At 46.1% G+C, this 3,122-nt stretch carries 4 protein-coding genes; 1 reads left to right on the top strand and 3 read right to left on the bottom strand.

Annotated features, from left to right (window positions below):
- Positions 1 to 341: DUF3047 domain-containing protein (locus MHN01_RS22400; protein ID WP_239413545.1), on the bottom strand; the 341-nt coding region annotated here is incomplete at its 3' end.
- 230 nt (positions 342 to 571) lie between these two features.
- Between MHN01_RS22400 and MHN01_RS22395 the strand changes: the two genes are divergently transcribed.
- Positions 572 to 1,603 (top strand): S66 peptidase family protein, encoded by a 1,032-nt coding sequence (locus MHN01_RS22395; protein WP_239413543.1) that lies wholly within the window; start codon positions 572 to 574, stop codon positions 1,601 to 1,603.
- Positions 1,604 to 1,896: 293 nt separating this feature from the next.
- On the opposite strand, the gene MHN01_RS22390 is transcribed toward MHN01_RS22395, so the two are convergent.
- Together MHN01_RS22390 and MHN01_RS22385 are read right to left on the bottom strand one after the other, a co-directional pair.
- A complete protein-coding gene (locus tag MHN01_RS22390; RefSeq protein WP_239413541.1) occupies positions 1,897 to 2,325 on the bottom strand; it encodes a MarR family winged helix-turn-helix transcriptional regulator in 429 nt (142 codons plus the stop codon).
- A 10-nt stretch (positions 2,326 to 2,335) separates the two neighbouring features.
- Positions 2,336 to 2,959 carry a cytochrome b/b6 domain-containing protein gene (locus MHN01_RS22385; RefSeq protein WP_239413540.1) on the bottom strand — a complete coding sequence of 208 codons (624 nt, stop codon included), beginning with the start codon at positions 2,957 to 2,959 and terminating at the stop codon, positions 2,336 to 2,338.
- Positions 2,960 to 3,122: the final 163 nt, after the last annotated feature.

The raw sequence follows: 3,122 nt of genomic DNA, 5'->3' as shown, positions 1-3,122 counted from the left end.
ATATAAATTCGGGCGGCATAGTCATCTCCCTGTTTGGTTCGTTCATTGAGCTGGGGCAGGTTGTTTTCAACTCGCCATGACCAATTAAGGTAGGGGGTTTTCTTTAAATCGATTTTTAGCTGTTTGGCCAAGATAGATGCAGAACCTTGGCTATCGGCTTTTAGCACCCGTTGACCGCTAAGGGTGACTATATTGTATTGGGTATAACCATCGAATGATTTTTCCTGCCAACGGCTCAATGACTCTGTTTCAAATCGAGCGATGGGAATACTGGTAACGGCATAGGCGCTAAGACAGAACATCGACAGTGAGCTTAGGCTCAGCAAGTGCAATATCCTCATTTTCAGGCTCCGATAGCAAGAATGGTCGAGAACAGACAATCAAATAACGGATTAACCGCTTCTTATTTATAAAGCACATGATTGCAAGTAGTGCCACTTCTCCTTATTCGTCAAAGATGAGTAGTCTTATCTATCTCTATAAAATGTAAGGCTTTTATTGCTTTTCGCTATTGAATGCTTGGATTCCATATGCTTAATTGTTCTTATTGGAAACGAGAGGTGAGCGAAGCATGAAATACCCAGCACCACTAAAGAAAGGCAGTACGATAGCGATAACCGCTTTTTCAACAGGAATCGCCACAGAGCATGAAGCCAGGTATCAATGTGTACTGGCCTATTTTAAGTCGCAAGGCTTCAATATCGTTGAAGGCGAGTGTTTAAGAGGGCAGCAAAAACACGTTAGTGCACCTGCGCAGCAGCGTGCCGATGAACTGATGTCATTCCTCTTGAATGATGATATCGATGCCATAGTTCCGCCTTGGGGCGGAGAGTTGGCGATGGAGCTGTTGCCGCTGCTCGATTTTGATGCCCTGACAAAGGCAAAGCCTAAGTGGGTGTTGGGTTTTTCAGATGTGAGTACCATAACGGCCGTTTTATTCAGCAAGTTAGGTTGGGCTTCGGCACATTGCTCAAACCTGATGGACTTAACAAACAATGCCACAGAATCACTGACTACTGGCACGTTGGCTTGTCTATCAACGCCGTATGGTGAACATTTTTCGCAATCCGCGTCAGCCAAGCACACCCGGTCATGGCCAAATATTGCTGAGGATCCAGAAGCGGTGCTGGAGCCGGAGATACCCACCCAATGGAGATGGCTGGTTAAGCCTGAAAAGGGGAACACCATTGAGGGCCGGTTAATCGGTGGCTGTTGGGACACTTTGTTTCATCTGTTCGCTACTGACTATTTGGATCTTGATAACTTGTCTCGCCAGTATCCTGAAGGGCTGGTGCTATTTCTGGAAAATGTTGAAATGTCACCGGTCGATTTAGCCAGAACGATATTGAATATGAAGTTTCGCGGTGTCTTTTCCTGCATTAACGGGTTGCTGCTGGGCAGGTGCGCGGTAGTGGACTCAGACAATGAGGACGATCTGACTTACTACGAGGTATTGGAAAGGCACCTTGCAGGTTTAGGGATCCCCGTGATGATTGATTTGGATATCGGCCATGTTCCGCCAAACCTGACGTTGATAAATGGCGCTTTGGCCACCGTGGAATTACACGATGGCGGGCGTATTCATCAACAGCTTATTGCCTAGTATTATACCCAAGCTACCTCAAGATGCAGGATTCAGAGTGAGGCCAGCGGGCTCAGGTCAAGGAAAATAACGGTAGGAATGGTAGCCCCTTTCAACGTTATTTGACACAGAAATGAGTTCGCTGGCTCACTCCCAAAGGGCGAGTTTACTTGGCTTCTATGCGTTGTTACCGATTATTGATTTAGAGCCACTAGATCTTCAAATCGGCGCCTAGCCTAGTCGCCAAGTAATTCTCGCTGAAACGAGCATCTTGAGGTAGCTTGGGTATAAGTACATATTAACTCGAACACTCGTTAGCTTCTGGCGACCATTTTGCGTAGTAGTTCAATTATCTGTTGCTGTTCTTCTGGCTCCAGGGAATAGAGTAATTCTTGAGTGACTGCCACAGGGATAGGAAGCAGTGTTTTTCTTAGGTTGTGCCCTTCTTCTGTCAGGAAGATGCGAAATGAACGGCGGCTATTAGGATCGGCTCGTCTTTCTACTAGTCCCAGTTTTTCAAGCTTGTCGAGTGTTCGGGTTGTTGTGGAATTCTCGACCTTTGATTTAGCCGCAATCTCGCGTTGCGTTACTCCCTCTTCTTCCCATAAGCACATCATTGTTGGCCATAGCGCGATGGTAAGACCATGCTTTTTCAATTCGATATCGAATTTTTTTGCAGTACGATGTGCAACTACATTTATCATCCAGCCAAAACTTCTTTGCCTGTCAAACTTAACGGCCATGGTGTTTCTCTTAAGCTATTACAACGATTGCCGCCGTCACTAATATGGCGGTAGCAAAGACGGTGATAGCTCGAAGTTGAGAGACAAAATACAGTTCACCAGTTTCGGTCACCTTGCTCTGAACACCTGTTAGCATCGCCATTACCAGTGGCTTAGAGCGTAGCTTGTACACAACAATCGCGCCCACGTGGGTCAAAATCAGCATCGGCAGAACTCGTGCCAGGATATAGTGCATACTTTCAAGTGCAGAGAATACCGTATCGGTCAGCCAATACTCCATGTATGGCATATTGTCGAGCAGCCCTGCCAGCGCGAGACCTGAAAAACATTGGAGAAACAGCGTCAATATCATTGTTACTACCATCCAGCCACCAGCTGGATTATGACCCGGCTGTGCCGGCTCTTTTCCTGCTAGGTATCGAAGTACTGTAATCGGGCTGCGTATAAACTGACTAAAACGACTGGTCTGGCTGCCAACTAATCCCCATAGAATCCGCCAGAGAACGAGCGTAAACAGCGCTAGACCTAGCTGAACATGAGGCCCATTACCTGAGAAACCTGAGGCAATAAGAGCAATAAAGAGTACTGCCTGAAACCAGTGATATAACCGTGTTGCCAGATCCCAAACTTTCATAACTATCTCCCGAATGATGTTCCTTACATAAGATGGAAGACAATTTACACAACAACTGTTGCGTACGCAACTATTGTTGTGTAAATTGTCAGCAAGAAAAGTAAGTAGTCAGAACTCAACGTTAGGAGATCAGGTAATGAAAAAGACAATACTGAGCTGTCTT

Origin of the sequence: Photobacterium sp. OFAV2-7 (assembly GCF_022347985.1) — a bacterium.
Classification (GTDB): Bacteria; Pseudomonadota; Gammaproteobacteria; order Enterobacterales; family Vibrionaceae; genus Photobacterium.
Note: the sequence above shows the minus strand (reverse complement) of the source record. Positions and strands in the feature narration are given on the sequence as shown.

Coding starts and splice junctions, on each gene's coding strand:
- MHN01_RS22395 (WP_239413543.1), top strand. CDS start 572: ATGAAATACCCAGCACCACTAAAGAAAGGCAGTACGATAGCGATAACC.
- MHN01_RS22390 (WP_239413541.1), bottom strand. CDS start 2,325: ATGGCCGTTAAGTTTGACAGGCAAAGAAGTTTTGGCTGGATGATAAAT.
- MHN01_RS22385 (WP_239413540.1), bottom strand. CDS start 2,959: ATGAAAGTTTGGGATCTGGCAACACGGTTATATCACTGGTTTCAGGCA.